Genomic DNA, 26,559 nt, shown 5'->3' with positions numbered 1-26,559 from the left:
GCGCCAATCATTGATGAAATCACGGCCAAAAGCGCAGCCCTGTGCGCCAGGCCGAATGAACGAAGTACCGCTTTTCGGAGGAGACAACAATGCGCAAAATGCGTTGGGTGGTGATATTTCTGGCCTTTCTGGCCATCGCGATCAATTACATCGACCGGGCGAATCTCGCGGTGGCGGCGCCGCAGATCGAAAAGGCGCTCGGCATCGGCCCGGCCGAAATGGGCTTTATCTTGAGCGGCTTCTTCTGGACCTACGCGCTCATGCAGATGCCGTTCGGCTGGTTCGTCGACCGCGTCGGCGCGCGCATCGCACTGCCGCTCGCGGTGGGTTGGTGGTCGGTATTCACGGCGCTGACGGCGGTCGCCACCAGCGTCACCGGCATGTTCGGCTGCCGGCTAATGCTCGGCATCGGCGAAGCGGGCGCGTATCCGTCGTGCGCGAAGCTCGTGTCGCAATGGTTCACGAAGGCGCAGCGCGCCTTCGCGACCAGCATCTTCGATAGCGGCTCGCGCGTGGGTTCCGCGCTGTCGATTCCGGTCGTCGCGTTCATCATCAGTTCGTTCGGCTGGGAAGCGTCGTTCGTCATCACGGGCGTGCTGGGCTTTCTGTGGATCGTGGGCTGGTTCGTCATCTATCGCAACAAGTCGAAGGGCGATCTCACCGGCGAAGTGGACGTTGCGCCGCAACCTGTCGCGCCGCGTAACAAGGTGTCCTGGGGATCGCTCTTCAAGTACCGCACGCTGTGGGGCATGATGCTCGGCTTCTTCTGCCTCAACTTCGTGATCTATTTCTTCATCACCTGGTTCCCGAGCTATCTCGTGCAGGCACATGGTTTCTCGCTGAAATCGCTCGGCACGCTCGGCACCATTCCCGCGCTGATGTCGATTCCCGGCGGCTGGCTCGGCGGCTTCGTTTCGGATGCGCTCTTCAAGCGCGGCTGGAGCCTCACGGCCGCGCGCAAGACCTGCATGGTGGGCGGCATGCTGGTGTCGTCGGTCATCACGTTGTCGGCGTTCGTGTCCAACATTTATCTGATGCTGGCCTTCTTCGGCATTGCCTATGCGAGCCTCGCGTTCGCCGCCGCGAGCATCTGGTCGCTTCCGAGCGACGTCGCGCCGACGCCGGATCACGTCGCGTCGATCGGCGGCATCCAGAACTTTGCGTCGAACCTCGCGGGCATCGTCATCACCACGTTCACCGGCGTGATGCTCGCGCTCACCAAGGGTTCGTTCGTGATTCCGCTGTGCGTCGCGGGCGGCTTCTGCTTCCTCGGCGCGTTCAGCTATCTTGTGATTGTCGGCAAGATCGAGCCGCTCGATCAGGCGGACAAGCGTGCCCTCGCCGACGAACACGCACCCTCCACGATCTAAGAAAACATCATGTCCACCACATCCACCGACCATGCGGTCATCCGGCTGCATCCCAATGACGACGTCGTGATTGCGACGCGTCAGTTGCTTTCCGGCGCGCGCATCGCGTCGGAGGATCTCGTCGTCGCCGGGCTGATTCCGCCGGGCCACAAGATCGCGACGCGCGCGATCGCCGCGGGCGAGCCCGTGAAGCGCTACAACCAGATCATTGGCGTGGCGAAAGACGCGATTGCGCGCGGACAGCATGTGCACACCCACAATCTGTCGATGGCCGATTTCACGCGCGAGCACGAATTCGGCGTCGACAAGCACGCGACGCCTTTCGTCGACACGCCCGCGACGTTCATGGGCATTCGTCGCGACGGCTCGGGCGCAGGCGGCCGCGTCGCCACGCGCAATTTCGTCGGCGTGCTGACGAGCGTGAATTGCTCTGCGACGGTCGCGCGCGCGATCGCAGATCACTTCCGGCGCGACGTGCATCCGGAAGCGCTCGCGGATTATCCAAACGTCGATGGCGTGATCGCGCTCACGCACGGACTCGGCTGCGGCATCGACATGCAAGGTGAAGGACTCGGCATTCTACGGCGCACGCTGGCGGGCTACGCGGTGCATCCGAACTTCCATTCGGTGCTGTTCGTCGGTCTCGGTTGCGAAACGAACCAGATTGGCGGCGTGCTGGAATCGGCGGGACTGAAGGACGGCGAGCGGCTGCGCAGCTTCACAATTCAGGATAGCGGCGGCACGAGGAAAACCATCGAGCGCGGCATCGGGATGGTCAAGGAAATGCTCGCGGACGCCAACCGCGCGCAGCGCGAACCGGTGCCGGCGTCGCATTTGATCGTCGGGCTGCAGTGCGGCGGCTCCGACGGGTATTCGGGCATTTCGGCGAATCCGGCGCTCGGCGCGGCCGTCGACAAGCTCGTCGCCCATGGCGGCACGGCGATCCTCTCTGAGACGCCCGAAGTGTATGGCGCGGAGCATCTTCTGACGCGGCGCGCGGTGAGCCGCGAAGTCGGCGAAAAGCTGCTCGCGCGCATCCAGTGGTGGGAGACCTATTGCGCGCGCAACGGCGCGGCGATGGACAACAATCCGTCGGCGGGCAACAAGGTCGGCGGATTGACGACGATTCTCGAAAAGTCGCTCGGCGCGGTCGCGAAGGGCGGCACGACGAACCTCGTCGAGGTCTACGAGTACGCGCAGCGAATCGACGCCAAAGGCTTCGTCTTCATGGATTCACCCGGTTACGACCCGATGTCCGCGACCGGGCAAGTGGCGTCGGGCGCGAATCTGATCTGCTTCACGACCGGACGCGGCTCCGCTTACGGCTGCGCGCCCTCGCCTTCGCTCAAGCTCGCGACGAATACCGCGCTGTGGGAGCGGCAGGAAGACGACATGGACATCAACTGCGGCGGCGTGATCGACGGCAGCGCGACGATCGGGCAGCTCGGCGATGAGATCTTCCAGATGATGCTGGACTGCGCTTCCGGCGTGGCGTCGAAAAGCGAGCAGCACGGGTATGGGCAGAGCGAATTCGTGCCCTGGCAGGTTGGTGTCGTGACGTGATGACGGCTGGCCGGGGGCTCGCGGAGTCCCCGGCAGTTAATGCACGGTGAAATGACGGTGCCTCAAACCGTCGCGGCATGCTCGGGCAGAGCGAATTCGTGCCCTGGCAGGTTGGTGTCGTGACGTGATGACGGCTGGCCGGGAGCCTGTCAGATTTTTCGTGTGACGAGGTCATGAGACGATAGCGGAAATTACGTCCTATGACCGAAACGACAGTGACCAAGAAGAGCAAGAATCCGAAAGCGCCGAAGCTGTTCCCTGATGAACTGATCGATCGACTGCTGGCGCAGGTGCAGAACAAGGATGCCGAGTCGATCCTCGGCGAATCGGGGCTGGCCGGGCAACTAAAGAAGCAATTGGCAGAGCGCATGCTGGCGGCGGAGCTCGCGCATCACCTGGAAACGGAAGCGGAGCAAGGCCCAAGCGGCAATCACCGTAACGGCACGAGCGCCAAGACGGTGATCACGCCCAATGGCGAGTTGAAGCTTGATATTCCTCGTGACCGGCAGGCCACGTTCGAGCCGCAATTGGTGGGCAAATATCAGCGCCGGCTGCCGGGCTTCGACGACCACGTCATCAGCATGTACGCGCGCGGCATGAGTGTGCGCGAGATTCAGGGCCATTTGCTGGAACTGTACGGGCTGCAGGTATCGCCCGATCTAATTTCCACGGTCACCGACGAAGTGTTGACCGAGGTCGAGCAGTGGCAGCAGCGCCCGCTTGAACCGATGTACCCGATCGTGTACTTCGACGCGCTACGGCTGAAGATTCGCGACGAAGGCACGGTCAAGAACAAGGCGGTGTACCTCGCGCTGGGCATTCGGGCCGACGGGCGCAAGGAAGTGCTGGGCCTATGGATCGAGCAAACTGAAGGCGCCAAGTTCTGGCTGAAGGTCTTCAACGAGTTGAAGAACCGCGGCCTGCACGATATTCTGATCGCGGTGGTCGACGGCTTGCGCGGCTTTCCCGAGGCGATCGAGGCGGTGTACCCGGCGGCCCAAATCCAAACCTGCATCGTGCATCTGATCCGCAATTCGCTGAATCTGGCGAGTTGGAAGGACCGTAAGCCGTTGGCGGCGGCGCTCAAGCCCATCTATCAGGCGGCTTGCGCAGAAGCTGCGGCCGCGGCGCTCGAGGCCTTTGCGCAAAGCGACTGGGGCAAGAAATTTCCAACCGTAGCCGCGATGTGGCAACGCCAATGGGAACAGGTAATTCCGTTCTTTGCCTATCCGCCCGAGGTGCGAAAAATCATTTATACGACGAACGCCATCGAGAGCATGCACATGCAGTTGCGCAAGATCGTCAAGAATCGCGGCCACTTTCCCAGCGACGAAGCCGCCAGCAAGCTCTTGTTCTTGGCTTTGCGCAACATCGAAAAGGATTGGAAGATGCCGCCGATCACCTGGCGGCAGGCAGTCAATCAGTTCGCCATTCTGTTCGGCGAGCGCTTCACCAACGCCATCAGCTGAAATCTTTTAACCGACCTCGGCACACAAGATTTCTGACACCTCCCTGGCCGGGGGCTCGCGGAGTCCCCGGCAGTTAATGCACGATGAAATGACGATGCCTCAAACCGTCGCGGCATGCTCCGCCATCATCCGAAGCGCGACGGCCTCGGCGACTTCGATGCCATCGATCGCGGCGGAATAGATGCCGCCCGCATAGCCCGCGCCCTCGCCTGCCGGGTACAGGCCCTCTACGTTCACGCTCTGATAGTCGTCCTTGCGTCGCACGCGCAATGGCGACGACGTGCGCGTTTCGACGCCTGTGAGGACGGCATCGTGCATCGCGAAACCGGGGAGCTTTTTGTCGAGTTGCGGCAACGCTTCCCGGATTGCTTCGATCACGTAGTCGGGAAGCGCCGTGCTGAGGTCCGTCGGCTTCACGCCCGGCTTGTACGACGGGACGACGGAACCAAGCGACGTGGACGGCCGGCCTGCAATGAAGTCGCCGACGAGTTGCGCGGGCGCGCTGTAGTCGCCGCCGCCCAGTTCGAACGCGCGCTCTTCCCACTTTCGCTGAAAGGCGATTCCGGCGAGCGGGCCACCGGGAAAATCGTCCGGCGTAATTCCAACGACGATGCCCGCGTTCGCATTCCGCTCCGCGCGCGAATACTGGCTCATTCCGTTCGTGACGACGCGCCCTGGCTCGGACGTCGCCGCGACGACGGTTCCGCCAGGACACATGCAGAAGCTGTACACCGCGCGCCCGTTGCTGCAGTGATGGACAACTTTGTAGTCCGCTGCGCCGAGACGCTCATGGCCCGCGAACTTGCCGAAACGGCTTCGGTCGATCACGCCCTGCGGATGCTCGATGCGAAAGCCGAGCGAAAACGGCTTGGCTTCCATGTAGACGCCGCGGTCGTGCAGCATCTGGAAGGTGTCGCGCGCGCTGTGGCCGACTGCCAACACGATGTGATCGCAACCCAAGGTTTCGCCGGTGGACAGACGAAGACCGCGGACCTTTCCGTCCTCGATGTCGATATCTTCGACGCGTTGCTGGAATCGCACTTCGCCGCCGAGCTGGTGAATATTGGCGCGCATCTTCTCGACCATGCTTACCAGCCGAAACGTCCCGATGTGCGGACGGCTCAGATAAAGGATGTCCTCAGGCGCGCCCGCCTTCACGAATTCATCCAGCACCTTGCGGCCGTAATGCTTCGGGTCTTTGATCTGGCTGTAGAGCTTGCCATCGGAGAACGTGCCGGCACCGCCTTCGCCGAATTGAACGTTCGATTCGGGATTGAGTTCGTTGCGCCGCCACAGTCCCCATGTGTCCTTCGTGCGCTCGCGCACGGCCTTTCCGCGCTCGAGAATGATCGGGCGGAAGCCCATTTGAGCCAGAATGAGCCCGGCGAAGAGTCCGCACGGCCCCATGCCGATGACGACAGGGCGAAGCATCGTCGAGCACTCGGGCGCCTTTGCGACAAAGTGATACGCCATATCGGGCGTCAAGCCGCAGTGCGGGTGCGGGCGCTCCTTCAGTCGCGCCATCGCGGACGGTTCGTCCCGTAACGTGACGTCGACGATGTACGTGAGCTTGATGTCCGCGCGCTTGCGAGCATCGTGTGCGCGACGGAAGACATGCAAGTCCAGCAGGTCGTCGGCCGCGACGCCGATTTCTCCGAGCCGCGCGATGACGGCCGGTTTGATCGCGGATTCGGGATGATCGAGCGGAAGCTTGATTTCGCTGAGACGTAGCATGGGAACTCGGTGCGGGACAGACGGATGAGATGGCAGATTTTAGCGCGTGGGGATGCGGGGCTCGTCGGCTCGCCGAACCCGGGGCACTGCGTGCTGCCGTTTCACCGTCCCAATGCAAAAACCCCACCTTTGCGGGGTGGGGTTTTTGTGTTGCAGCATGAGGAGCCTGACGATTACCTACTTTCACACGGGAATCCGCACTATCATCGGCGTGGAGTCGTTTCACGGTCCTGTTCGGGATGGGAAGGGGTGGGACCGACTCGCTATGGTCATCAGGCATGACGGGTTGTCGCGTCGCACGGGGGTGCGCCACGACCAATCTGGGAAGAAGTAGTGGGTAGTGACTGGTTTGGGCACAGTCGCTTACTCAACCGGCGCAGGTTAAGACACACCGGTTATAGGATCAAGCCTTACGGGCAATTAGTATCAGTTAGCTCAATGCATTACTGCACTTACACACCTGACCTATCAACGTCCTGGTCTGGAACGACCCTTCAAGGGGCTCGAAGCCCCGGGGATATCTCATCTTAAGGCGAGTTTCCCGCTTAGATGCTTTCAGCGGTTATCTCTTCCGAACATAGCTACCCGGCGATGCCACTGGCGTGACAACCGGTACACCAGAGGTTCGTCCACTCCGGTCCTCTCGTACTAGGAGCAGCCCCCTTCAAATATCCAACGCCCACGGCAGATAGGGACCAAACTGTCTCACGACGTTTTAAACCCAGCTCACGTACCTCTTTAAATGGCGAACAGCCATACCCTTGGGACCGGCTACAGCCCCAGGATGAGATGAGCCGACATCGAGGTGCCAAACACCGCCGTCGATATGAACTCTTGGGCGGTATCAGCCTGTTATCCCCAGAGTACCTTTTATCCGTTGAGCGATGGCCCTTCCATACAGAACCACCGGATCACTATGACCTGCTTTCGCACCTGCTCGACTTGTCGGTCTCGCAGTTAAGCACGCTTATGCCATTGCACTATCAGCACGATTTCCGACCGTACCTAGCGTACCTTCGTACTCCTCCGTTACACTTTGGGAGGAGACCGCCCCAGTCAAACTGCCTACCATGCACTGTCCCCGATCCGGATCACGGACCAAGGTTAGAACCTCAAACAAACCAGGGTGGTATTTCAAGGACGGCTCCACCGAAACTGGCGTTCCGGTTTCATAGCCTCCCACCTATCCTACACAGATCGGTTCAAAGTCCAATGCAAAGCTACAGTAAAGGTTCATGGGGTCTTTCCGTCTAGCCGCGGGGAGATTGCATCATCACAAACACTTCAACTTCGCTGAGTCTCGGGAGGAGACAGTGTGGCCATCGTTACGCCATTCGTGCAGGTCGGAACTTACCCGACAAGGAATTTCGCTACCTTAGGACCGTTATAGTTACGGCCGCCGTTTACCGGGACTTCAATCAAGAGCTTGCACCCCATCATTTAATCTTCCGGCACCGGGCAGGCGTCACACCCTATACGTCCACTTTCGTGTTTGCAGAGTGCTGTGTTTTTATTAAACAGTCGCAGCCACCAGTTTATTGCAACCTCTTCACCCTCCTGGCGCAGGCCAGTCAAGCTACAGAGGCGTACCTTATCCCGAAGTTACGGTACCAATTTGCCGAGTTCCTTCTCCCGAGTTCTCTCAAGCGCCTTAGAATACTCATCTCGCCCACCTGTGTCGGTTTGCGGTACGGTCATCGTTAGACTGAAGCTTAGAGGCTTTTCTTGGAACCACTTCCAATTGCTTCGCTTCCGAAGAAGCTCGCGCCACACCCTTGAATTGCGCACCCGGATTTGCCTAAGTGCCTTCTCCAATGCAGCGACCGGGACGTCCAACACCCGGACAACCTTCCGCGATCCGTCCCCCCATCGCATCTAACAATGGTGCAGGAATATTGACCTGCTTCCCATCAGCTACGCATTTCTGCCTCGCCTTAGGGGCCGACTCACCCTACGCCGATGAACGTTGCGTAGGAAACCTTGGGCTTACGGCGAGGGGGCTTTTCACCCCCTTTATCGCTACTCATGTCAGCATTCGCACTTCCGATACCTCCAGCACGCTTTTCAACGCACCTTCGCAGGCTTACGGAACGCTCTCCTACCATGCGAGTTAAACTCGCATCCGCAGCTTCGGTGACTGGCTTGAGCCCCGTTACATCTTCCGCGCAGGACGACTCGATCAGTGAGCTATTACGCTTTCTTTAAAGGGTGGCTGCTTCTAAGCCAACCTCCTGACTGTTTTAGCCTTCCCACTTCGTTTCCCACTTAGCCAATCTTTGGGACCTTAGCTGGCGGTCTGGGTTGTTTCCCTCTTGACACCGGACGTTAGCACCCGATGTCTGTCTCCCGTGATTGCACTCTTCGGTATTCGGAGTTTGCTATGGCGTAGTAATCCGCAATGGACCCCACAACCATGACAGTGCTCTACCCCCGAAGGTGATACACGAGGCACTACCTAAATAGTTTTCGGAGAGAACCAGCTATTTCCAAGTTTGTTTAGCCTTTCACCCCTATCCACAGCTCATCCCCTAACTTTTCAACGTTAGTGGGTTCGGTCCTCCAGTACGTGTTACCGCACCTTCAACCTGGCCATGGATAGATCACTTGGTTTCGGGTCTACGCCCAGCAACTGATCGCCCTATTCGGACTCGCTTTCGCTACGCCTGCCTTAATCAGTTAAGCTCGCTACTGAACGTAAGTCGCTGACCCATTATACAAAAGGTACGCCGTCACCCGTTTCCAGGCTCCGACTGTTTGTATGCATGCGGTTTCAGGATCTATTTCACTCCCCTCCCGGGGTTCTTTTCGCCTTTCCCTCACGGTACTGGTTCACTATCGGTCGATCACGAGTATTTAGCCTTGGAGGATGGTCCCCCCATCTTCAGACAGGATTTCACGTGTCCCGCCCTACTTGTCGTACCCCTAGTTCTTCCACGCTGTTTTCGCTTACAGGGCTATCACCTGCTATGGCCGCACTTTCCAGAGCGTTCAGCTAACAACACAGATAAAGAGTACAGGCTGATCCCATTTCGCTCGCCACTACTCTGGGAATCTCGGTTGATTTCTTTTCCTGCGGTTACTTAGATGTTTCAGTTCACCGCGTTCGCTTCACATGACCTATGGATTCAGTCATGGATACTCCATACGGAGTGGGTTTCCCCATTCGGACATCTTCGGATCAAAGCTCGTTTGCCAGCTCCCCGAAGCTTTTCGCAGGCTACCGCGTCCTTCATCGCCTGTGATCGCCAAGGCATCCACCACATGCACTTGTTCGCTTGACCCTATAACGAGTGCGTCTCCCATCGAGCCGCCCCGCCATAGGTTGAGTATTCGCGTGTCGGTCCGCGTTAGTGCTTTAGCACTTACGTGAACCCCACACTACGTGTGTGCCGTATTCCAAAGCAATCTTTCGATTACCTTTTCATACTTGATACAATCACTACCCTGAATCTCCTACTCGCACCCATCTCTAAGTGCTTTCGCAGATTCTCTTTACTACTTCTTCCAGATTGTTAAAGAACGTTTAGCCGATCGGGTCACTTCACTACCCAACAGCATCAACTGGCTCGCAATCGCCAATGCTTAAGGTTCGCTCTCTCTTGAGCTCAACCCTAAGCATTGAGGACTTGGTGGAGGATGACGGGATCGAACCGACGACCCCCTGCTTGCAAAGCAGGTGCTCTCCCAGCTGAGCTAATCCCCCCGTGTCTTGCTTGACTCGTGGTGGGTCTGGTTGGATTCGAACCAACGACCCCCGCCTTATCAAGACGGTGCTCTAACCGACTGAGCTACAGACCCAAAGCCTGTTTCTTCAAACCACAGCCGATAAGCGTGAGCGCTTAATTTAGTGTGCGAAGCTCGAGAAAGGAGGTGATCCAGCCGCACCTTCCGATACGGCTACCTTGTTACGACTTCACCCCAGTCATGAATCCTACCGTGGTGACCGTCCTCCTTGCGGTTAGACTAGCCACTTCTGGTAAAACCCACTCCCATGGTGTGACGGGCGGTGTGTACAAGACCCGGGAACGTATTCACCGCGGCATGCTGATCCGCGATTACTAGCGATTCCAGCTTCACGCAGTCGAGTTGCAGACTGCGATCCGGACTACGATCGGTTTTCTGGGATTGGCTCCACCTCGCGGCTTGGCAACCCTCTGTTCCGACCATTGTATGACGTGTGAAGCCCTACCCATAAGGGCCATGAGGACTTGACGTCATCCCCACCTTCCTCCGGTTTGTCACCGGCAGTCTCCTTAGAGTGCTCTTGCGTAGCAACTAAGGACAAGGGTTGCGCTCGTTGCGGGACTTAACCCAACATCTCACGACACGAGCTGACGACAGCCATGCAGCACCTGTGCGCCGGTTCTCTTTCGAGCACCCCCACCTTTCAGCAGGGTTCCGACCATGTCAAGGGTAGGTAAGGTTTTTCGCGTTGCATCGAATTAATCCACATCATCCACCGCTTGTGCGGGTCCCCGTCAATTCCTTTGAGTTTTAATCTTGCGACCGTACTCCCCAGGCGGTCAACTTCACGCGTTAGCTACGTTACTAAGGAAATGAATCCCCAACAACTAGTTGACATCGTTTAGGGCGTGGACTACCAGGGTATCTAATCCTGTTTGCTCCCCACGCTTTCGTGCATGAGCGTCAGTGTTGGCCCAGGAGGCTGCCTTCGCCATCGGTATTCCTCCACATCTCTACGCATTTCACTGCTACACGTGGAATTCTACCTCCCTCTGCCACACTCAAAGCCTGCCAGTCACCAATGCAGTTCCCAGGTTAAGCCCGGGGATTTCACATCGGTCTTAACAGACCGCCTGCGCACGCTTTACGCCCAGTAATTCCGATTAACGCTCGCACCCTACGTATTACCGCGGCTGCTGGCACGTAGTTAGCCGGTGCTTATTCTTCCGGTACCGTCATCCCGCCACCATATTAGGGCGGCGGTTTTCTTTCCGGACAAAAGTGCTTTACAACCCGAAGGCCTTCTTCACACACGCGGCATTGCTGGATCAGGGTTGCCCCCATTGTCCAAAATTCCCCACTGCTGCCTCCCGTAGGAGTCTGGGCCGTGTCTCAGTCCCAGTGTGGCTGGTCGTCCTCTCAGACCAGCTACAGATCGTCGCCTTGGTAGGCCTTTACCCCACCAACTAGCTAATCTGCCATCGGCCGCCCCTTGAGCGCGAGGTCCCGAAAGATCCCCCGCTTTCCTCCTTAGAGCGTATGCGGTATTAATCCGGCTTTCGCCGGGCTATCCCCCACTCCAGGACACGTTCCGATGTATTACTCACCCGTTCGCCACTCGCCACCAGGGTTGCCCCCGTGCTGCCGTTCGACTTGCATGTGTAAGGCATGCCGCCAGCGTTCAATCTGAGCCAGGATCAAACTCTTCAGTTCAATGCCTGTTACTGTTTTCGGTTCCGTAGAACCGGTCGCTCACTCAACGTACTGACGATGATTAATCCATCCTAAGACAGATCAACCTTCCTCTGATACTTCGTGTGAGACTCTTGATTACTTTTGCTTACTGCCTCAGCCCCGAAAGACTGAAACCGCACTCGCCATCAAGCGCCCACACTTATCGGCTGTTAGTTTTTAAAGAGCAATCCGCCAAGACTTTCCTGCTTTCCGTCTTGCGTCGCTGCATCAGCAGCAGAGAAACGAGATTATGAACGTCGTTTCGGAGAGTGTCAACAAGAATCTGAAACTTTCTTTTTGACTCGCCTTTCGGCGCCCAAGCCGCGAACCTGGCCGGTTCGCATCGAACAAACGGGCCGTGCAGTGATTGCACGACCCGTTCACGCGAATCTTGGTGCCGGCTGCAGGACTCGAACCCGCCACCTGATGATTACAAATCAACTGCTCTACCAGATGAGCTAAGCCGGCGAAGGTCGAGATTCTACTTCATTTGATGACTTTCAGGTGCGATCGGCCAGCGGATTTCGACGCTTCGTCGTCGGACGCGCCTGACGTTGCGTCTTCGCGGGATGGAACCGCCGCCGCACCGGACGAATCGTCGGCAGCCGATTCGACGTGCCGCGCCTCGCGCTCGCCCCCTCGCGGCGCAGCCGATGCGCCCGGCGGCTCGATCGCCGAATGCGAAGACGGCTCGACCGGGAACGCCATTCCCTGGCCATTCTCTCGCGCGTAAATGGCGAGCACGTTGGCGACCTGCACTTCGATCTTGTGCGACTTTCCCGAGAACCGTGCACTGAACTCGATCCATTCGTTGCCCATCTGCAGTTGGCTCGTCGCCTCGAAGCTGATGTTCAGCACGATCTCGTCGTTGCGCACGAACTGGCGCGGCACGCGCGTGGCGCCGTCGACTCGCACGGCAATGTGCGGGGTGAAACCGTTATCCGTGCACCACTCGTAGAGCGCGCGCAAGAGATAAGGCTTGGTGGAGATTTCTTGCATCAACTTTCCTCTGCCGGAGCGCGGTCGCGCGAACTCGCGCGGCCGTACTCCGCTCTCGCAAACTATCGACGCATCACCTTTTCGGAAGGCGTGAGCGCTTCAATATAGGCCGGGCGGCTAAAAATGCGCTCAGCGTACTTCATCAACGGCGCGGCGTTCTTCGACAGTTCGATGCCGTAGTGATCCAGGCGCCACAACAGCGGAGCAATCGCGACGTCGAGCATCGAGAACTCTTCGCCGAGCATGTATTTGTTCTTCAGGAAGATCGGTGCGAGCTGCGTGAGGCGATCGCGGATCGCGCTGCGCGCCTTCTCGTGATTCTTCTCCGCGGCCTTGCCCTTCTCGTTCTCGAGCGTGCCGACGTGCACGAACAGCTCTTTTTCGAAGTTCAGCAGGAAGAGGCGCGCGCGTGCGCGCTGAACGGGATCGGCCGGCATCAGCTGCGGGTGCGGGAAACGCTCGTCGATGTACTCGTTGATAATGTTCGACTCGTACAGGATCAGGTCGCGCTCGACGAGAATCGGCACCTGACCATATGGGTTCATCACCGCGATGTCTTCCGGCTTATTGAACAGATCGACGTCGCGGATCTCGAAATCCATGCCCTTTTCGAACAACACCAGCCGGCAGCGCTGGGAGAACGGGCAAGTAGTGCCGGAATACAGAACCATCATGTTTTTAAAGTCCCTTCAGTAAACTCGAAGGGCCGGCCGCGGCGGATCCCTCCCGGGAGCGCCGCCGCGCCGACCCACGCCGTCGATGGCGTGCTATTTGATATCTCTCCAGTATGCCGCGTTCAGACGCCATGCGAGGAAGCTGAGGAGCGCCAGAAACAGCAGAACCCAGACGCCGAGGCGCTTGCGGGTTTGCTGGGCGGGTTCGGACATCCACGAAAGGTACGAAACGAGATCGGCCACAGCTGAATCATAATCCACGTTCGTCATGGTGCCAGGCGTCACCTGAGTGTAACCCACGAATCTTTTTACCTTTTCGCCGGTCTTCTCGTCCGTATCCGTCTCGAATCGCGCATCGCGCACGCCCTGCAGCATCCAGAGTACATGCGGCATTCCCACGTTCTCGAACACGCGGTTATTCCAGCCCGTCGGCCGGGTTGGATCGCGGTAGAAACTGCGCAGATAAGTGTAGAGCCAGTCCTTGCCGCGCGCCCGCGCTTCCACCGACAAATCCGGCGGCGATGCGCCGAACCACGCCTTGGCGTCGTCCGGGCGCATCGCGATGCTCATCGTGTTGCCGATCTTGTCTGTCGAGAACAGCAGATTGTCCTGAATCTCCTTCTGGCTGATGCCGAGATCCGTCAGGCGGTTGTAGCGCATCAGGTTGGCACTATGACAGTTCAGGCAATAGTTCACAAACATTTGAGCGCCGTGCTGCAGCGACGCGAAGTTGTCCGCGTTATCGGGTGCGCGGTCGAGCACCGCTTCCTCCTGCGCGTGCGCCGGCGTCGCGCCGAGCGCGAACATCGCCGCGCCGATCATCGCGAGAGTCGAGAGCCATTTTTTCATCGTGTTGTCTCCGGACGTGAGCTCAATGAAGTTTGTAGTTCACTCGCTCGGGCGGCGTCTTGAATCTGCCGCGCGGCGTCCAGAAAGGCATGCCGAGGAAAAACGCGAAATAGATGAGCGCGCAGATTTGCGCAATCAGAGTCGCGGCCGGCGATGGCGGCCTTGTTCCCAAAAAGCCGAGAACGAGAAACGCAAACACGAAAATCGCGTAAAAGACTTTGTGAAAGAGCGGCCGATAGCGAATCGACTTCACCGGACTGCGATCCAGCCACGGCAAGAAGAAAAGTGAAACGACGGCCGTACCCATTACGACCACGCCCCAGAACTTGGATTCGGTGAGCGCCATGAACACGATGACGACCAGCGCAAGCACCGGCAATCCGATGCGCCATTTGCCGCGCGCACGCAAGAGCGCGAAAAGCCCGAGCAGCGCGATCACGATCATCAGCACGATCTTGAACGGATCGGTGGTTGCGCGAAGCATCGCGTAGAACGCCGTGAAATACCACACCGGCGCGATTTCAGACGGCGTCTGCAGCGGATTGGCCGGCACGAAGTTATTCGCTTCCAGAAAATACCCGCCCATCTCCGGCGCGAAGAAGATAATCGCCGCGAAGATCAGCAAAAACACGCACACGCCCATGAAATCGTGCACCGAATAATACGGATGAAACGGAATGCCATCGAGCGGAATGCCGTTCGCGTCCTTCTTTGCCTTGATCTCGATGCCGTCCGGATTATTCGATCCAACTTCGTGAAGCGCGACCAGATGCGCGACCACGAGCCCAATCAGCACCAGCGGAATCGCGACGACGTGAAACGCGAAGAAGCGATTGAGCGTCACATCGGACACCACGTAATCGCCGCGAATCCAGAGCGACAAATCCGGGCCGATGAAGGGAATCGCGGAAAACAGATTCACGATCACTTGCGCGCCCCAGAACGACATTTGTCCCCAGGGCAGCAGATAGCCGAAGAACGCCTCGGCCATCAGGCAAAGGAAAATCGCGCAGCCGAAAATCCAGACCAGTTCGCGCGGCTTGCGATATGACCCGTACATGAGGCTGCGAAACATATGCAGATAAACGACGACGAAAAACATCGACGCGCCCGTCGAATGCATATAGCGGATTAGCCAGCCCCACGGCACTTCGCGCATGATGTACTCGACCGACGCGAATGCCAGCGTCGCGTCGGGTTTGTAATTCATCACGAGAAAAATGCCGGTCACGATCTGAATGACGAGCACCAGCAGCGAAAGCGATCCGAAGAAGTACCAGAAATTGAAATTCTTCGGCGCGTAGTATTCGGAAACGTGTTTCTTCCAGCTCGATGTCAGCGGAAAGCGGCGGTCGATCCAGCCGATAAGACCCGTCGTTTCCACATCCTTGTCTGCGGTCGTCATTTAAGCCTCTCCCTTTTCGTCCTTGCCGATCACGAGTTGCGTCGCGGAAGTGAACATGTACGGAGGCACGTCCAGGTTCTGCGGCGCGGGCTTGTTCTTGAAGACGCGGCCGGCCATGTCATAGGTCGAGCCGTGGCACGGGCAAAGGAAGCCGCCCGGCCAGTTATCGGGGAGATTCGGTTGAGGGCCTTCGGTGAAACGCGGCGTCGGCGTGCAGCCGAGATGCGTGCAGACGGCGACCGCCACGAAGATGTTCTTGTGATCGGCGCGCGAGCGATACTCGTTGTTGCAGTACTCCGGCAACGGCATCGTGAATTCCACTTTGGACTTCGGATCGGCGACTTCGCTATCCGCCTTCGTGACGTCGGACAGCATTTCGTCGGTGCGATTGACGATCCACACCGGCTTGCCTCGCCAGGCGACGGTCATCATCTCGCCCGGCTTCAGTCCGCTGATATCGACCTCGACGGGCGCGCCCGCCGCCTTCGCCTTCTCCGATGGAGCAAACGAACCGACAAACGGAACCAGCGTTGCCACACCGCCAACACCACCTGCCACGGTCGTCGTAATCAGCCAGGTACGGCGGCCGCCATCGACACGCTTATCGTCCTTGTCTCGCATCACACGCCCCACTTCTGAGTTGGATTTATACCGTCACATCAGTGTTCCGCCGCTAGTGTGCGCGAATGGAGTTGCCATTTACAAGGCCCGTTTAGGGAAATCCGCCCGAAACAGGCCGGCCTTTCGGGTTTTCCCCACGTTTTCGCGCATTTTCGTGAAGCGTGCTTTCAGGGTGCCGCAAGCGCCGGAGAAAGCAAAAAGCCGTGGACGCGGATCAGACGGGATTATCGATATCGATAAATAGATGTTCAATATCGAACTCCTCCGAGAGATGCGCGCCGACCGCCTGCACGCCGTAGCGCTCCGTCGCGTGATGTCCCGCCGCGATGTACGCCACGCCGGATTCCGCCGCGATGTGCATGGTCTGTTCGGAGACTTCGCCGCTGACGTAAAGGTCCGCGCCGGCCTCGATTGCCGCTTCGAAATAGCCCTGCGCGCCGCCCGTACACCACGCGACGCGCCGCAACTCGCGGTCCGAATTGCCGAAGACGAGCGGCTTGCGGCCGAGCGCATTCTCGACCGTGGCCGTGAAGTGTTCGAGCGAAAGCGGCATGGTGAGCGGCGCGATCCAGCCAAGGTCCTGATCCGCGAAACGGCCGTCCGCTATCAGGCCGAGCCGCGCGCCGAGCTGCGCGTTGTTGCCGAGATCGGGATGCGCGTCGAGCGGAAGGTGATACGCGAAGAGATTGACGTCATTCGCGATCAGCGTGCGCAGCCGCCGATACTTGCGCCCCGTGATCTGCGGCGCCTCGTTGCGCCAGAAGTAGCCGTGATGCACGAGAACCGTGTCCGCGCCCCATTCGAGCGCAGCCTCCAGGAAGGCGAGCGATGCGGTCACGCCGGTCGCGATTTTCTGAACGCGGCGCGCGCCTTCAACCTGTAGGCCGTTCGGGCAATAGTCCTTGAAGCGACCGATTTCCAGCAGGTTGTTCAGATACAATTCGAGTTCGATCCGATCCATGAAATCCTCTATCCCTTCAAATGCTTAGACGCTTCTGGCTGTTTTTCGCCCAAGCGGTCACCGTGCTTTTGGCTCTGATGTTCATCATCGCGACCCTGAAACCGCAGTGGCTTCAACGTCAGGGCCAGTTCGGCAAACAACTCGCCGAGCCAATCGTCGCGTTACAGGAAGTGGCGCCGAGCATCGGCTCGCGCCCGGCCCAGTCGTCTTACGCGGACGGCGCGCAGAAGGCGATGCCCGCGGTGGTGAACGTGTTCTCCAGCAAGGACGGCAACTTGCCGCCGGACCCGCGCGCGAAAGATCCCCTCTTCCGGTACTTTTTCGGCGACAAGAACAGGCGCAAGAGCGACGAGCCGCCCGCGTCCAATCTCGGGTCAGGGGTCATCGTCAGCTCGGAAGGTTACATTCTAACGAACCAGCACGTCGTCGATGGCGCGGATCAGATCGAAGTCGCGCTCGCGGACGGCCGCACGTCGAGCGCGAAAGTCATCGGCGTCGATCCCGAAACCGATCTCGCCGTGCTCAAGATCAACATGACGAACCTGCCGAGTATCACGCTCGGGCGCATGGACCAGACGCACGTTGGCGATGTCGTGCTCGCGATCGGCAATCCTTTCGGCGTCGGGCAGACGGTCACGATGGGTATCGTCAGCGCGCTCGGGCGCAATCACCTCGGCATCAATACGTTCGAGAACTTCATTCAGACGGACGCGGCGATCAACCCCGGCAATTCGGGCGGGGCGCTCGTCGACGTGAACGGCAATCTGCTCGGCATCAACACGGCAATCTATTCGCGCAGCGGCGGATCGCTCGGCATCGGCTTCGCGATTCCCGTGTCCACCGCGCGCAGCGTGCTCGAAAGCATCATCACGACAGGCACCGTCACGCGCGGCTGGATCGGCGTCGAACCGCAGGACGTCACGCCCGAGATCGCGGAATCGTTCGGTCTCGACCAGAAGTCCGGCGCGATCGTCGCGGGCGTGCTGCAAGGCGGCCCCGCCGACAAGGCCGGCATCAAGCCGGGCGACATTCTCGTGAGCATTAACGACGACTCGATCACCGACACGACGCGCCTGCTCAACGTGGTCGCGCAGATCAAGCCGGGCACTGCAGTGAAAGTGCACCTGATGCGCAAGAACAAGGAACTGGACGTGAACGTGACCATCGGCAAGCGGCCCGCGCAGCCCCGTACGCCACAGATGCCGGACGACGATCAGGGCGATCAGAGCGATCAGGGCGACGAGTAAGCGGTCGTTGATCCAAAGAAAAAGGCGGCTGGATGATTCCAGGCCGCCTTTTTTGCGATTCACGCGCGCCGCTCGAATACTGACCCCGCGACAATCTGCCGCACTACTTCGCGACCACTTCCTCGCTTTTTACCGCTTCCTTGCCGACCACCAGCCGCGCCGCGACAATCCCCGCTTCGTAGAGAACGATGAGCGGAATCGCGAGAATGAGCTGCGAGAAGACGTCCGGCGGCGTGACGACCGCCGAGATAATGAACGCGCCGACGATCACATACGGTCGAATCTGCTTGAGTTTCGCAATCGAGACGACGCCCATGCGCGCCAGCAGCACGACGACGATCGGCACCTCGAACGTCACCCCGAACGCGAGGAACATCGTCAGCACGAAGCTGAGGTAGTTGTCGATATCCGTGGTCATCTCCGCGCCGAGCGGCGCGTTGTAATGCGCCATCACGCGAAAGATGGTCGGAAACACGACGAAATACGCGAACGCCATGCCGCAAAGGAAGAGCGCGTAGCTGCTGAAAACGAGCGGCGCGACGAGCTTCTTTTCGTGCTGATAAAGCCCCGGCGCGACGAACGCCCAGATCTGATAAAGGACGATCGGCAGCGCAATGACGAAGGCAACGAGCATCGTGACCTTCATCGGCACGAAGAACGAGCCGGTGACGTCGGTGACGATCATCTTGCCGTCGCGCGGCAGGTTCTGCATCAGCGGACGCGCGAGCAGTTTGAAGATGTCGGGCGCCCAATACACGAGCGAGACGAACACGACGATGACCGAAGCCCCCGCGCGCATGATGCGATCGCGCAGTTCGACCAGATGCGAAATGAACGTCTCTTCGACGGGCTCGTCTTTATTTTGTTGCGGGTCGCTCACGCCGGCCCTCGGTAGGGATCATCGATGAAAGGAATGCGGCCGTTCAGAAGAATTTCGTCGGACGGCGCAAGGTTGCGGGCGTATGCCGGGCGACACGCGCTGCGCCCGATTGCACGCGCGTGCGCCGCGCGGTCGTGCGCTTGTACCAGTTCGGAACCGCGCTCTGCTTGACGCGCCAGTTCTTGCGCCTGGTTTGCGTCGACGCGGTGCGCGTCCACGGCGCGGCTAACGCGCCGCCGTCATCCACCGACGACGCCCCTTCACCCGCGATGCCCGGCGCGACCGACGTGCCCTCGTTCCACGCGTCGTTCAGGTCGGACTCGTGGCGCCGCAGCGTGTCGTGGATGTTCGACTCCACGTTCGATGCCGCCGCCTCGAACTCGGTTCGCATCTTCTTCAGTTCGTCGAGTTCCATTTCACGCGCCACTTCGGACTTCACGTCGTTGATGTAGCGCTGCGCGCGCCCGAAGAGCGCGCCGGCCGTGCGCGCGACGCCGGGCAGACGCTCCGGCCCGAGCACCACCAGCGCGACGACGCCGATGAGCGCCATTTTCGTCAGACCGAGATCGAGCATTGAAAGAACTGTGGAGGGTTACGGTCGCCGGTGCGCTTAGCGGTAATCGCCCGGGCGGGTCTTGTCCTTCGCTTCCACGTCCACCGTGCCGTTACGCGGCAGTTCGCGCTGATCGGTGGAGGCGGGCGTGTCGCCCTCGCGCATGCCTTCCTTGAAACCCTTCACCGCGCCGCCGAGATCGCCGCCGATGTTGCGCAGTTTCTTCGTCCCGAAAACGAGCGCCACGATCAACAGAACGATCAACCAATGCCAAATGCTTAACGAACCCATGAATGAAAACTCTCCCAATTTCTGCCGCAGCGCCTTTTCCGCGACGGAAGGCTGGCTTTGCAGCGAGCGCCGAAGCATGACCGCCTCAGCCAACAGATTTCAATTTTGCGCGCCCAGTATGGCGTTGAAAAGCTAAACGCCGAAGAAACCGGCGCTCAGCCCATCCGCCGCCACGGGCGCTCTCCAGCCAAAAGGTGTGCATGAATGTGGTACACCTCCTGCCCGCCGCCTGGCCCAGTGTTGATGACCGTTCGAAAGCCAGTGTTTCCTCCTGTGTAGGAAACGCCTAATTCCTTCGCCAAACGGCCAACGAGACTTACCATTCTACCAAGCAGCGGTGCATCGCTTTCGGAACAGTCCGAAAGCGTCTCAATATGCTTTCGCGGAATGACCAGCACGTGGACCGGGGCGGCGGGATTGATGTCGTTGAAAGCGACGAACTCGTCGTCCTCATAAACCTTCGTGCTCGGAAGTTGACCCGAGGCGATCTTGCAGAAGATGCAGTTGTCTTGGCTCATGTATTGGCGGTATCCGGTTGTCGGGCGTTGCGCATCAAAACCACGCGCGCGGGTCGATCGGTTTGTTTTCGTAGAGGAACAGCCAGCCTTTGATGACGCGATAGAGCGTCCAGATGCCGACCACGAACAAGATTAGAAAGCCGACGCCGACGAACACCAGCGCGCCGCCGACCAGATGCCCGAGCACCGCCCACCAGAACGTGCGGATTTGCCAGGTGAAATGCGCCTGATATGGCGTGCCGACGGTATCGGCGCGTTTCAGATAATTGATGATGATCGCGACGAGCACGGTCAGCCCGCCGGTCAGCCAGTACGACGCGTAAAGCGCGTACAGCACGTGTGTCAGCGTGCGCAGGCCGCGCTCGCGCTCCGCTTGCGCCGGCTTCCGGTACACCGGCGGCGGATACGGTTCGTAGGGTCCGGTCATGCTTGCCTCCTCCGCTCGCGCGAGAAAGTGGGCGAAACCTCGTCAGCCGCCGTTCTGCTCGCGCTCGCGCGACTTGCGCAGCGCCTTCTCCTCGATGCCCGACAAGCCTTCGCGCCGCTCCAGTTCGGCGATCACATCGGCGGGGCTCAAATCGAAATGCGACAGCATCACGAGACAATGGAACCACAAATCGGCGACTTCTCCGACGAGCGCCTTCGAAGCGCCGCCCTGACGCGCGTCCTTCGCAGCGAGGACGACTTCCGTCGCTTCCTCGCCGATTTTCTTCAGCACGGCGTCGTCACCTTTATGAAAGAGTCGCGAAACGTAGGATTGTTCCGGATCGCCGCCCTTGCGGCTGTCGATGACGGCGGCAAGGCGTAGCAGCGTGTCCAGCGTGGTGGCTTGCGTCATTTGTAAATGCTTTCTGGATCTTTCAGGACCGGCTCGACGGCGAGCCATTCGCCGTTTTCCGCGGTGCCTTCGAATTTCTGGAAAAAACACGAGTGGCGGCCGGTGTGGCACGCGATGCCCGACACTTGCTCGACCTTGAGCAGCACGACGTCTTCGTCGCAGTCGAGGCGCACTTCGTGGACATGCTGCACATGTCCCGATTCCTCGCCCTTGAACCACAGCCGCTGCCGCGAACGCGAGAAATAGACGGCGCGCTTCAGTTCGATGGTCTTCGCGAGCGCCTCGCGATTCATCCACGCGAACATCAGCACGTCATTGGTGGAGGCTTCCTGCGCGATCACCGGCACGAGTCCGTTCGCATCCCACTTCACTTTATCGAGCCAGACGGCCTGATCGCTCACGGTTCAGATCCTCACCGAAATGCCTTGATCGGCCATGAAGCGCTTCGCCTCGCCGACCGTGTGCTCGCCGTAATGGAAGATGCTCGCCGCGAGCACCGCGTCGGCGTGTCCCTCGACGATGCCGTCCGCCAGATGCCTGAGCGACCCCACGCCGCCCGACGCGATCACCGGCACCGGCACCGCATCCGACACGGCGCGCGTGAGCGCGAGATCGAAGCCGGCTTTCGTGCCGTCGCGGTCCATGCTCGTCAAAAGAATCTCGCCCGCGCCGAGCTCGGCCATCTTGCGCGCCCATTCGATTGCGTCGATCCCCGTCGCCTTGCGCCCGCCATGCGTGAACACTTCCCAGCGCGGCGGCTCGCCTTCGGACGAGACGCGCTTCGCATCGATCGCGACGACGATGCATTGCGAGCCGTGCTTGTCCGACGCGTCGCGCACGAGCTGCGGATTCGCCACCGCCGACGAGTTCATGCTGATCTTGTCCGCGCCCGCGTTGAGCAGCCGGCGCACGTCTTCGACCGCACGCACGCCGCCGCCGACGGTCAGCGGAATGAAGACCTGCGACGCGACCGCTTCGATGATCGGCAGAATGAGATCGCGCTGGTCGGAAGTCGCGGTGATGTCGAGGAACGTGAGTTCGTCGGCGCCCTGATCGTCGTAGCGCCGCGCGATCTCGACGGGATCGCCGGCGTCGCGCAGTTCGACGAAGTTGACGCCCTTCACGACGCGCCCGGCGGTTACGTCGAGACAGGGGATGATGCGTTTAGCGAGAGCCATGTCTTTGCCACTGCGGTTCGATACGTTGAGGGCGGCACGCGCCGCCCGGCGCGCCACAAAAATGCTCGCGCAAGATTCGAAGCGGGACGTCGCCTCAGGCGTCGTCGGCTTCGCGCAGCGCGTCCGCGCGTGTTTGCGCCGCCTTGAAATCAAGATCGCCGGAGTAGATCGCGCGGCCGCAGATCACGCCTTCGATGCCTTCGCCCTCGACTTCGCAGAGCGATTCGATGTCCGCGATGCTCGACAATCCGCCGCTCGCGATCACCGGAATCTTGACGGCTTGCGCGAGCCGCACGGTCGCGTCGATGTTGATGCCCTGAAGCATGCCGTCGCGTCCGATGTCGGTATAGATGATGGACTCGCAGCCGTAGTCCTCGAACTTGCGGCCGAGGTCCACGACTTCGTGGCCGGTCAGCTTGCTCCAGCCATCGGTGGCCACTTTGCCGTCCTTCGCGTCGAGGCCGACGATGATATGCCCCGCGAACGCGGTGCACGCATCCTGCAGGAAGCCGGGATTCTTCACCGCCGCCGTGCCGATGATCACGTAGGACAGACCATCGTCCAGATAGCGTTCGATGGTGTTGAGATCGCGGATGCCGCCGCCCAATTGCACCGGAATCTCGCTGCCCACTTCCTCGATGATGGCGCGGATCGCCTCGCCGTTCTTCGGCTTGCCCGCGAATGCGCCGTTCAAATCGACGAGATGCAGCCGCCGCGCGCCTTTGTCGACCCAGTGCCGGGCCATCGCCGCCGGATCTTCTGAAAAAATGGTCGCCTGGTCCATATCGCCTTGTCTGAGGCGCACGCACTGACCGTCTTTGAGATCGATGGCCGGAATGAGCAGCATAGGTATCGCTAGTTTCTGGGTGAAGTGGATGAGAACGGCCGCGCGGGCCGTCTCGCTAGTGTAGTACAAGTCTTGCAGCACTCGATCGCACGCGGGATGCGCGCGAAAAACCCGCGTGCGATGCCGCTCACGGGTTCCAGTGCACGAAATTGCGATACAGGCGCAAGCCCGCGTCCGCGCTTTTTTCGGGGTGAAACTGCGTCGCGAAGATGTTGTCACGCGCGACCGCCGACGTGAACGGATCGCCGTAGATGGTTTCGCCCGACGTATGCGCCGGGTTGTCCGGCACGACGTGATAGCTGTGCACGAAGTAAAAGAACGCGCCGTCCGCAATGCCGTCCCACATCGAATGCTTCTGCGTCTGACGCACGCGGTTCCAGCCCATTTGCGGCACCTTGAAGCGCGAGCCGTCGTCCTGCAGCCGGCCTTCGAGCTGAAAACGCACCACCTTGCCGGGGAACAGACCGAGGCCTCGCGTGTCGCCCTCTTCGCTCCAGTCGAAAAGCATCTGCTCGCCGACGCACACGCCGAGCATCGGTTTTTCGCGCGATGCCAGCATCACTGCTTCCTGCAGGCCCGATTGCCCGAGATGCGCCATGCAGTCGCGCATCGCGCCTTGTCCCGGCAGCACGATGCGATCGGCCGCGTGAATGGCCTGCGGCTCGTCGACGATCGCCACGTCCGCGTCGGGCGCGGCCTTCTTCAGCGCCTGATACACCGAGCGCAGGTTGCCCATTCCGTAATCAACAATCGCAATCGAAGTTTTCATTTCAAAGTAGGCATGAGGGCCTTCAACCCGTTGACGATGAACTCCACCGCCAGCGCCGACAGCATCAATCCCATGAGACGCGTGCCGATATTGATTCCGGTGCGCCCGACCCAGCGCGCGATCGGCTCCGCCAGATTCAGCGCGCCGAAGCAGAGCGCGGCGATGATCGCGCCCAGCAGCACGAGGCCGAAGCGGTCGTACCAATGCTGCGCATTTGCAGCATAGACGATGACCGTGCTGATCGAACCCGGCCCGGTGAGCAGCGGAATCGCGAGCGGCACGACCGCGATGCTGTTGCGCTCCTCCGCTTCCATGCGCTCTTCCGGCGTCGAGCGCGCGTTGCCGACTTGCGCGTTCAACATGCTGATCGCCATCAGCAACATGATGATGCCGCCGCCGACTTCGAACGACCCGACGGAAATGCCGAAGAACGCGATGATCTGCTGACCGAGCAACGCCGTCACCGCGATCACGCAGAACACCGAAACGCACGCGACGCGGATGGTGTTGCGCTTCTCCACGTCGGACTGCTGCGAAGTGAGGCTCAGGAAAAACGGTATCGCGCCGATCGGGTTGATCAGCGCGAGCAAGGATATGAACGACTTGAAAAGATCCATGTGCACCCGGCGCCGGCAGCGCCGAATCGTCGTCGTTCAGAGACTGCCTTTGGTCGACGGAATCTGCCCCGCCGCGCGTTCGTCGAATTCGACGGCCATGCGCAGCGCGCGGCCGAACGCCTTGAACACGGTCTCGACTTGATGGTGCGCGTTGATGCCGCGCAGGTTGTCGATATGCAGCGTGACGCCCGCGTGATTCACGAAGCCGCGAAAGAACTCGATGGTGAGATCGACATCGAAATTGCCGATGCGCGCGCGCGTGAACGGAACGTGGAACTCGAGCCCCGGCCGCCCCGAAAAGTCGATGACGACGCGCGACAGCGCTTCGTCCAGCGGCACATACGAGTGACCGTAGCGGCGGATGCCCTTGCGGTCGCCGATGGCCTTCGCCACCGCTTGCCCAAGCGTGATGCCGGTGTCTTCGACGGTATGGTGATCGTCGATATGGAGGTCGCCATGCGCTTCGATTTCGAGGTCGAACAGGCCGTGACGGGCAATCTGGTCGAGCATGTGATCGAGGAACGGCACGCCGGTGGCGAGCTTCTGCTTGCCGGTGCCGTCGAGATCGAGCTTCACACGGATCTGCGTTTCGCTGGTGTTGCGAACGACTTCCGCAATACGCATGGTGATTCCTTGAGACTTTCGAAGAAAGAGGTGATCAGTTCGGCGCGAGTTTCTTCAGCGCCGCGAGCATGTGCGCGTTTTCCTCGGCGGTTCCGACCGTCAAACGCACGCAATTTGAAAGCAACGCGTGCATTTTACTCACGTTTTTCACCAAAACCCGCGAAGTGAGCAGTGTTTCGAACGCCACTGCCGCATCGGGCACGCGCACGAGCAGAAAATTGCCCGCGCTCGGATAGACGGTCATGCCCGGCAGCGCGGCGACTTCGCGCGCGAGCTGGGCGCGCGCGTCGCGCAGGGCGGCGGCTTGCGCGTCGAGCACGTCGAGATGATCGAGCAGGAAATCGGCGGTCGCCTGCGTCAGCACGTTGATGTTGTAGGGCGGGCGCACCTTGTCGAACTGCATGATCCACGCTGGGCGGCCCGCCATATAGCCGAGGCGGATGCCGGCGAGCCCGAGCTTCGACACTGTGCGCATCACTACGACGTTGTCGAACTGCGCGGCGCGCGGCATCCACGTTTTCTCGGCGAACGGCTGATACGCCTCGTCGATCACGACGAGACTCTTCGACGCCGCCGCGATCACGCGCTCCATGTCGGCGTCGTCGTAAAGCGTGCCGGTCGGGTTGTTCGGATACGCGAGATAGACGAGTGCGGGCGCGTGCGCTTCGATGGCCGCGATCAAGGCATCGACGTCGAGCGTGAAGTCCGCGCGCAAAGGCACGCCGATGAACTCCAGATGCGCGAACGCCGCCGACATCTGATACATCACGAAGCCCGGCACGGGCGCGACGACTTTCGCGCCCGGCTTCGCGCACGCGATCGACATGATGCTGATCAGTTCGTCGGAGCCGTTGCCGAGCAGCACGTCGCAGGCGTCGGGAACGTGCATCGCGCGCTTGAGCTTCGCGAGCAGATCGGCGGGACGCGGCGCCGGATAGCGGTTCAGCGCGACGCCCGCGAGATGCGCGCCGAGGCGTTCGGCGAGATCCGCGGGCAGCGCGTAGGGGTTCTCCATCGCGTCGAGCTTGACGAGCCCAGTCGACTCGGGCACGGGATAGCTCGTCATCGCGAGGATGTCGGGGCGAATGATGTCTTGTGGTGTCGTCATGATGCCGCCAGCGGCTCTCGGGCCAC

The 26,559-nt window shown here is 60.1% G+C and carries 24 protein-coding genes, 3 tRNA genes and 3 rRNA genes; 4 read left to right on the top strand and 26 right to left on the bottom strand.

Annotated elements, in window-relative coordinates; genetic code table 11:
* Window positions 1-89 precede the first annotated feature (89 nt).
* From LDZ27_RS02035 to LDZ27_RS02025, 3 genes are all read left to right on the top strand, one after another.
* A complete protein-coding gene (locus LDZ27_RS02035) occupies window positions 90-1,370 on the top strand; it encodes an MFS transporter (protein ID WP_244815090.1) in 1,281 nt (426 codons plus the stop codon).
* A 9-nt stretch (window positions 1,371-1,379) separates the two neighbouring features.
* The gene (locus tag LDZ27_RS02030) at window positions 1,380-2,933 is read left to right on the top strand and encodes a UxaA family hydrolase (RefSeq protein ID WP_244815089.1); all 1,554 of its coding nucleotides are present in this window, start codon (window positions 1,380-1,382) and stop codon (window positions 2,931-2,933) included.
* A 200-nt stretch (window positions 2,934-3,133) separates the two neighbouring features.
* Entirely contained in the window at window positions 3,134-4,402 is a 1,269-nt protein-coding gene (locus LDZ27_RS02025) for an IS256 family transposase (RefSeq protein ID WP_244815088.1), read from the top strand.
* Between the two features lie 99 nt (window positions 4,403-4,501).
* On the opposite strand, the gene LDZ27_RS02020 is transcribed toward LDZ27_RS02025, so the two are convergent.
* From LDZ27_RS02020 to LDZ27_RS01960, 13 genes are all read right to left on the bottom strand, one after another.
* Window positions 4,502-6,136 carry an NAD(P)/FAD-dependent oxidoreductase gene (locus LDZ27_RS02020; RefSeq protein WP_244815087.1) on the bottom strand — a complete coding sequence of 545 codons (1,635 nt, stop codon included), beginning with the start codon at window positions 6,134-6,136 and terminating at the stop codon, window positions 4,502-4,504.
* A 164-nt stretch (window positions 6,137-6,300) separates the two neighbouring features.
* Window positions 6,301-6,413, bottom strand: a 5S ribosomal RNA gene (gene rrf, locus LDZ27_RS02015).
* A gap of 122 nt (window positions 6,414-6,535) precedes the next feature.
* Window positions 6,536-9,417 (bottom strand): 23S ribosomal RNA (locus LDZ27_RS02010).
* 346 nt (window positions 9,418-9,763) lie between these two features.
* Window positions 9,764-9,839 (bottom strand) — tRNA-Ala (locus LDZ27_RS02005).
* Window positions 9,840-9,857: 18 nt separating this feature from the next.
* A tRNA-Ile gene (locus tag LDZ27_RS02000) sits at window positions 9,858-9,934 on the bottom strand.
* Between the two features lie 65 nt (window positions 9,935-9,999).
* Window positions 10,000-11,533: ribosomal RNA gene (locus LDZ27_RS01995) — 16S ribosomal RNA — on the bottom strand.
* The 16S, 23S and 5S rRNA genes sit together here with 3 tRNA genes alongside, the layout of an rRNA operon.
* Before the next feature lie 413 nt (window positions 11,534-11,946).
* Window positions 11,947-12,022 (bottom strand) — tRNA-Thr (locus tag LDZ27_RS01990).
* A gap of 18 nt (window positions 12,023-12,040) precedes the next feature.
* Entirely contained in the window at window positions 12,041-12,553 is a 513-nt protein-coding gene (locus LDZ27_RS01985) for a ClpXP protease specificity-enhancing factor (protein ID WP_244815086.1), read from the bottom strand.
* Window positions 12,554-12,615: 62 nt separating this feature from the next.
* On the bottom strand, window positions 12,616-13,227 hold the full coding sequence (locus LDZ27_RS01980; RefSeq protein ID WP_008344155.1) for a glutathione S-transferase N-terminal domain-containing protein: 612 nt from the start codon (window positions 13,225-13,227) through the stop codon (window positions 12,616-12,618).
* 93 nt (window positions 13,228-13,320) lie between these two features.
* Window positions 13,321-14,076 carry a cytochrome c1 gene (locus tag LDZ27_RS01975; RefSeq protein ID WP_244815085.1) on the bottom strand — a complete coding sequence of 252 codons (756 nt, stop codon included), beginning with the start codon at window positions 14,074-14,076 and terminating at the stop codon, window positions 13,321-13,323.
* A 22-nt stretch (window positions 14,077-14,098) separates the two neighbouring features.
* A complete protein-coding gene (locus LDZ27_RS01970) occupies window positions 14,099-15,481 on the bottom strand; it encodes a cytochrome bc complex cytochrome b subunit (RefSeq protein ID WP_244815084.1) in 1,383 nt (460 codons plus the stop codon).
* The gene (gene petA, locus LDZ27_RS01965; RefSeq protein WP_244816011.1) at window positions 15,482-16,102 is read right to left on the bottom strand and encodes a ubiquinol-cytochrome c reductase iron-sulfur subunit; all 621 of its coding nucleotides are present in this window, start codon (window positions 16,100-16,102) and stop codon (window positions 15,482-15,484) included.
* Between the two features lie 214 nt (window positions 16,103-16,316).
* On the bottom strand, window positions 16,317-17,063 hold the full coding sequence (locus LDZ27_RS01960) for a Nif3-like dinuclear metal center hexameric protein (RefSeq protein ID WP_244815083.1): 747 nt from the start codon (window positions 17,061-17,063) through the stop codon (window positions 16,317-16,319).
* Between the two features lie 20 nt (window positions 17,064-17,083).
* Between LDZ27_RS01960 and LDZ27_RS01955 the strand changes: the two genes are divergently transcribed.
* Window positions 17,084-18,310, top strand: a complete 1,227-nt coding sequence (locus LDZ27_RS01955) for a S1C family serine protease (protein ID WP_244815082.1) — start codon at window positions 17,084-17,086, stop codon at window positions 18,308-18,310.
* A 103-nt stretch (window positions 18,311-18,413) separates the two neighbouring features.
* Here LDZ27_RS01955 and tatC read toward each other — a convergent pair whose 3' ends face one another.
* The 13 genes from tatC to hisC form a co-directional block, all read right to left on the bottom strand.
* Window positions 18,414-19,190, bottom strand: a complete 777-nt coding sequence (gene tatC, locus LDZ27_RS01950; protein WP_244815081.1) for a twin-arginine translocase subunit TatC — start codon at window positions 19,188-19,190, stop codon at window positions 18,414-18,416.
* Between the two features lie 43 nt (window positions 19,191-19,233).
* Window positions 19,234-19,764 (bottom strand): Sec-independent protein translocase protein TatB, encoded by a 531-nt coding sequence (gene tatB, locus LDZ27_RS01945; protein WP_244815080.1) that lies wholly within the window; start codon window positions 19,762-19,764, stop codon window positions 19,234-19,236.
* Window positions 19,765-19,800: 36 nt separating this feature from the next.
* Window positions 19,801-20,034, bottom strand: coding sequence for a Sec-independent protein translocase subunit TatA (gene tatA / locus LDZ27_RS01940; RefSeq protein ID WP_244815079.1), 234 nt, complete (start codon window positions 20,032-20,034; stop codon window positions 19,801-19,803).
* Between the two features lie 155 nt (window positions 20,035-20,189).
* Window positions 20,190-20,552 carry a histidine triad nucleotide-binding protein gene (locus LDZ27_RS01935; RefSeq protein ID WP_244815078.1) on the bottom strand — a complete coding sequence of 121 codons (363 nt, stop codon included), beginning with the start codon at window positions 20,550-20,552 and terminating at the stop codon, window positions 20,190-20,192.
* Window positions 20,553-20,586: 34 nt separating this feature from the next.
* Window positions 20,587-20,979 (bottom strand): hypothetical protein, encoded by a 393-nt coding sequence (locus LDZ27_RS01930; RefSeq protein WP_244815077.1) that lies wholly within the window; start codon window positions 20,977-20,979, stop codon window positions 20,587-20,589.
* Window positions 20,980-21,021: 42 nt separating this feature from the next.
* A complete protein-coding gene (locus LDZ27_RS01925) occupies window positions 21,022-21,390 on the bottom strand; it encodes a phosphoribosyl-ATP diphosphatase (RefSeq protein ID WP_244815076.1) in 369 nt (122 codons plus the stop codon).
* Window positions 21,387-21,791 (bottom strand): phosphoribosyl-AMP cyclohydrolase, encoded by a 405-nt coding sequence (gene hisI, locus LDZ27_RS01920; protein WP_244815075.1) that lies wholly within the window; start codon window positions 21,789-21,791, stop codon window positions 21,387-21,389. The genes LDZ27_RS01925 and hisI overlap by 4 nt, the downstream gene beginning before the upstream one ends.
* Window positions 21,792-21,794: 3 nt before the next feature.
* A complete protein-coding gene (gene hisF / locus LDZ27_RS01915; RefSeq protein WP_244815074.1) occupies window positions 21,795-22,568 on the bottom strand; it encodes an imidazole glycerol phosphate synthase subunit HisF in 774 nt (257 codons plus the stop codon).
* Window positions 22,569-22,662: 94 nt separating this feature from the next.
* Entirely contained in the window at window positions 22,663-23,415 is a 753-nt protein-coding gene (gene hisA / locus LDZ27_RS01910; protein ID WP_244815073.1) for a 1-(5-phosphoribosyl)-5-[(5-phosphoribosylamino)methylideneamino]imidazole-4-carboxamide isomerase, read from the bottom strand.
* A 127-nt stretch (window positions 23,416-23,542) separates the two neighbouring features.
* On the bottom strand, window positions 23,543-24,184 hold the full coding sequence (gene hisH / locus LDZ27_RS01905) for an imidazole glycerol phosphate synthase subunit HisH (RefSeq protein ID WP_244815072.1): 642 nt from the start codon (window positions 24,182-24,184) through the stop codon (window positions 23,543-23,545).
* Complete coding sequence (locus LDZ27_RS01900; protein ID WP_244815071.1) at window positions 24,181-24,801, bottom strand: YchE family NAAT transporter; 621 nt, start codon at window positions 24,799-24,801, stop codon at window positions 24,181-24,183. The genes hisH and LDZ27_RS01900 overlap by 4 nt, the downstream gene beginning before the upstream one ends.
* 36 nt (window positions 24,802-24,837) lie before the next feature.
* Window positions 24,838-25,425: an imidazoleglycerol-phosphate dehydratase HisB gene (gene hisB, locus LDZ27_RS01895; protein ID WP_244815070.1), complete on the bottom strand. Its 588-nt coding sequence runs from the start codon at window positions 25,423-25,425 to the stop codon at window positions 24,838-24,840.
* Window positions 25,426-25,459: 34 nt separating this feature from the next.
* Window positions 25,460-26,533, bottom strand: coding sequence for a histidinol-phosphate transaminase (gene hisC, locus LDZ27_RS01890; protein ID WP_244815069.1), 1,074 nt, complete (start codon window positions 26,531-26,533; stop codon window positions 25,460-25,462).
* Between the last annotated feature and the right edge of the window lie 26 nt (window positions 26,534-26,559).

It is taken from the genome of Caballeronia sp. Lep1P3 (assembly GCF_022879595.1).
Taxonomy (GTDB): Bacteria; Pseudomonadota; Gammaproteobacteria; order Burkholderiales; family Burkholderiaceae; genus Caballeronia.
This window is presented reverse-complemented; position numbering and strand designations above follow the sequence as displayed.

What these genes read in the sequence shown, in the direction of transcription:
- tatB (WP_244815080.1), bottom strand. Translation starts at nt 19,764, where the DNA reads ATGCTCGATCTCGGTCTGACGAAAATGGCGCTCATCGGCGTCGTCGCG.
- hisA (WP_244815073.1), bottom strand. Translation starts at nt 23,415, where the DNA reads ATGCTGCTCATTCCGGCCATCGATCTCAAAGACGGTCAGTGCGTGCGC.
- hisF (WP_244815074.1), bottom strand. Translation starts at nt 22,568, where the DNA reads ATGGCTCTCGCTAAACGCATCATCCCCTGTCTCGACGTAACCGCCGGG.
- LDZ27_RS01985 (WP_244815086.1), bottom strand. Translation starts at nt 12,553, where the DNA reads ATGCAAGAAATCTCCACCAAGCCTTATCTCTTGCGCGCGCTCTACGAG.
- LDZ27_RS01930 (WP_244815077.1), bottom strand. Translation starts at nt 20,979, where the DNA reads ATGACCGGACCCTACGAACCGTATCCGCCGCCGGTGTACCGGAAGCCG.
- hisC (WP_244815069.1), bottom strand. Translation starts at nt 26,533, where the DNA reads ATGACGACACCACAAGACATCATTCGCCCCGACATCCTCGCGATGACG.
- LDZ27_RS01980 (WP_008344155.1), bottom strand. Translation starts at nt 13,227, where the DNA reads ATGATGGTTCTGTATTCCGGCACTACTTGCCCGTTCTCCCAGCGCTGC.
- hisB (WP_244815070.1), bottom strand. Translation starts at nt 25,425, where the DNA reads ATGCGTATTGCGGAAGTCGTTCGCAACACCAGCGAAACGCAGATCCGT.
- LDZ27_RS02035 (WP_244815090.1), top strand. Translation starts at nt 90, where the DNA reads ATGCGCAAAATGCGTTGGGTGGTGATATTTCTGGCCTTTCTGGCCATC.
- LDZ27_RS01925 (WP_244815076.1), bottom strand. Translation starts at nt 21,390, where the DNA reads ATGACGCAAGCCACCACGCTGGACACGCTGCTACGCCTTGCCGCCGTC.
- LDZ27_RS02030 (WP_244815089.1), top strand. Translation starts at nt 1,380, where the DNA reads ATGTCCACCACATCCACCGACCATGCGGTCATCCGGCTGCATCCCAAT.
- LDZ27_RS01935 (WP_244815078.1), bottom strand. Translation starts at nt 20,552, where the DNA reads ATGAGCCAAGACAACTGCATCTTCTGCAAGATCGCCTCGGGTCAACTT.
- petA (WP_244816011.1), bottom strand. Translation starts at nt 16,102, where the DNA reads ATGCGAGACAAGGACGATAAGCGTGTCGATGGCGGCCGCCGTACCTGG.
- tatA (WP_244815079.1), bottom strand. Translation starts at nt 20,034, where the DNA reads ATGGGTTCGTTAAGCATTTGGCATTGGTTGATCGTTCTGTTGATCGTG.
- LDZ27_RS01970 (WP_244815084.1), bottom strand. Translation starts at nt 15,481, where the DNA reads ATGACGACCGCAGACAAGGATGTGGAAACGACGGGTCTTATCGGCTGG.
- LDZ27_RS01960 (WP_244815083.1), bottom strand. Translation starts at nt 17,063, where the DNA reads ATGGATCGGATCGAACTCGAATTGTATCTGAACAACCTGCTGGAAATC.
- LDZ27_RS02020 (WP_244815087.1), bottom strand. Translation starts at nt 6,136, where the DNA reads ATGCTACGTCTCAGCGAAATCAAGCTTCCGCTCGATCATCCCGAATCC.
- LDZ27_RS01955 (WP_244815082.1), top strand. Translation starts at nt 17,084, where the DNA reads ATGCTTAGACGCTTCTGGCTGTTTTTCGCCCAAGCGGTCACCGTGCTT.
- LDZ27_RS01900 (WP_244815071.1), bottom strand. Translation starts at nt 24,801, where the DNA reads ATGGATCTTTTCAAGTCGTTCATATCCTTGCTCGCGCTGATCAACCCG.
- hisH (WP_244815072.1), bottom strand. Translation starts at nt 24,184, where the DNA reads ATGAAAACTTCGATTGCGATTGTTGATTACGGAATGGGCAACCTGCGC.
- LDZ27_RS01975 (WP_244815085.1), bottom strand. Translation starts at nt 14,076, where the DNA reads ATGAAAAAATGGCTCTCGACTCTCGCGATGATCGGCGCGGCGATGTTC.
- LDZ27_RS02025 (WP_244815088.1), top strand. Translation starts at nt 3,134, where the DNA reads ATGACCGAAACGACAGTGACCAAGAAGAGCAAGAATCCGAAAGCGCCG.